We start from the raw sequence: 1,880 nt of genomic DNA, 5'->3' as shown, positions 1-1,880 counted from the left end.
TCATACGTTTGATTCTCGTCATGAGATACGCAAAGATCTGAAGGAGAAAAAACAGTTATTAGCTTCAGAAATGAGTTACTACAGAACTCAAATCTATAGAATTGATTCTGATATTGCATTGTTCAATAAGTTGTTAAATGAAAGTATCCCCCAAAATATGCTTGAAGTACCAAATATTGATAAGGATAAGCTTTATGAGCAGTTTAGGTAATCTTAATAAGCAAAAAATATTTTGGTGGAGTTTTGTGATAATTAGTATTTTAATATCTTGTACAATAGGTTGGTTTGGTGGGGCGATTAAATTTTGGTGGACTAAAGGTATACCTGGCGATTATTATCGAAATGGAAATACTTATATTGGTAAGTTAGACGAAAAAATATGGGGTATTGACTTAAGAAATAATTTGTTAACAGTTAAAGGTAAAAAAAAACAGGGTTGGTATGTAAAAGCATATGTAAAGTGGTCATCTTCTGGGAGAAAGTGTTTGGCTCGTAAAGATTGGAGTGAAAATCCAAAAATGATCCCTAGACGATATGAAGTAAATTATTATGGAGTAAATAATGGAGGTGAATATATTATAAATATTCCACAACAAGTGAATCCTGATATTAATCGATGTGATGATGTAATCGATGAAGTGTATGTCTATTTTTATAACAGTGAATTAAGTATTAATGTATTAGCAATAGACTACTATGGGAGAAATATTCCGGTGCCAAAAGAAAAAAATGGTTACCCAAACCCAAATCACGTAAGCCACTGTTGGAAAGAGCCTGTATATGACAGCAGTAGTGATGTATATGTTGGATTTTGTAAAACAGAGGTAAATGGACCCGATCCAAGTTATGTTTATCACGATCAAATAAAACCATATACCATTAATTTTGACTTTTACTTTTTAGATGAGAAGCCAGCTGATTGATATGAATAAAACGGAGTTGTTTAATTTATTTTTTAAACGAGCTTTCCCAATGACCTTACTCCAAAGGCTGGATAGTTTCAATCGAACGTGCCGTGAATCCATCCCTGGTGGCTTGATTGCCGAGACCTGCGGCAAACAGTTCGATAAAAATAATCCTGCCTTTGTAATGCCTTTTTTAATGTACATTGAGCTATTACTATTACTGACTTAAGCGAGATTGGGGTTATGGGCAAAGAGAGTTGGCAATACTTGAATTGGTTTGTGAAGCAGGTGTCGGGACAGGGCAATCGCATATAAATTTACACCGAACAAATTAGCTTCATTAAGTATTCATGATCCCAACCAGCAGAGAGTCTCTTATTTTTTATACCAATTTTATAAGTATTATCTTGCTTAAGAACATTAAGTGCTATCTGCCTAATTCTAGACATATTTTCAGCTGAATGTCCTTTACGAATTCGACTGTCATCTTCTCTGAATGCAACGTCCAAACTCCAGTGTAAGCTGTTTTCAATTTGCCAGTGATGTTGGATCATTTCACTAACCTCTTTTGCTGGCAATGACTGGCTGGAAATATAATAACGCTGCTCTCGCGTCTTTTTTCCTTGCAGTGTTCGTTCTGTTTCAACTCTAATGACAGCAGCTAAATCTATCCACTCTGTGGCTATCGGTAATTTAGCCGCTGCATTATAAACCCAACAACGTCGTATTTCGTGTCGACCATGTTGCTCTTTTTCAGAAGAATAGAAATCAATAGCAGGACGTTGATAGGATTTGGCTTTCTTGGAATGAAGTAATTCATGAATAGCTGAATAGAGACGAGGCTGGTTATTTTTAACCGCCAATAAGTAATGGGCTTCTTGTTCACGAATTTTTTCAGCAATCGCTTTGTGACATCCCATCGCGTCAATTGATACAACAGCCCCTTTCTCAGGGATGGCGGTGATTTCATTTGAC

At 35.8% G+C, this 1,880-nt stretch carries 4 protein-coding genes; 3 read left to right on the top strand and 1 reads right to left on the bottom strand.

Going from position 1 to position 1,880, the window contains the following annotated elements; translation table 11 throughout:
* The 3 genes from KCG35_RS24970 to KCG35_RS24960 form a co-directional block, all read left to right on the top strand.
* Nucleotides 1–211, top strand: a 211-nt coding sequence (locus tag KCG35_RS24970) for a hypothetical protein (RefSeq protein WP_215822564.1), incomplete at its 5' end; no start/stop codon positions are given.
* Entirely contained in the window at nucleotides 195–923 is a 729-nt protein-coding gene (locus KCG35_RS24965; protein WP_215822563.1) for a hypothetical protein, read from the top strand. The genes KCG35_RS24970 and KCG35_RS24965, both read left to right, overlap by 17 nt.
* Nucleotide 924: 1 nt before the next feature.
* The gene (locus KCG35_RS24960; protein WP_215822562.1) at nucleotides 925–1,134 is read left to right on the top strand and encodes a hypothetical protein; all 210 of its coding nucleotides are present in this window, start codon (nucleotides 925–927) and stop codon (nucleotides 1,132–1,134) included.
* A gap of 88 nt (nucleotides 1,135–1,222) precedes the next feature.
* Here the strand turns inward: KCG35_RS24960 and KCG35_RS24955 are convergent.
* Nucleotides 1,223–1,880 (bottom strand): ISAs1 family transposase (locus tag KCG35_RS24955; RefSeq protein WP_215822561.1); only part of this gene is annotated, 658 nt, incomplete at its 5' end.

The organism is Zooshikella harenae (assembly GCF_018837975.1).
Taxonomy (GTDB): domain Bacteria; phylum Pseudomonadota; class Gammaproteobacteria; order Pseudomonadales; family Zooshikellaceae; genus Zooshikella; species Zooshikella harenae.
This window is presented reverse-complemented; position numbering and strand designations above follow the sequence as displayed.

Bases quoted from the DNA above. Each gene is read 5' to 3' on its own strand.
- KCG35_RS24965 (WP_215822563.1), top strand. From the start codon at position 195: ATGAGCAGTTTAGGTAATCTTAATAAGCAAAAAATATTTTGGTGGAGT.
- KCG35_RS24960 (WP_215822562.1), top strand. From the start codon at position 925: ATGAATAAAACGGAGTTGTTTAATTTATTTTTTAAACGAGCTTTCCCA.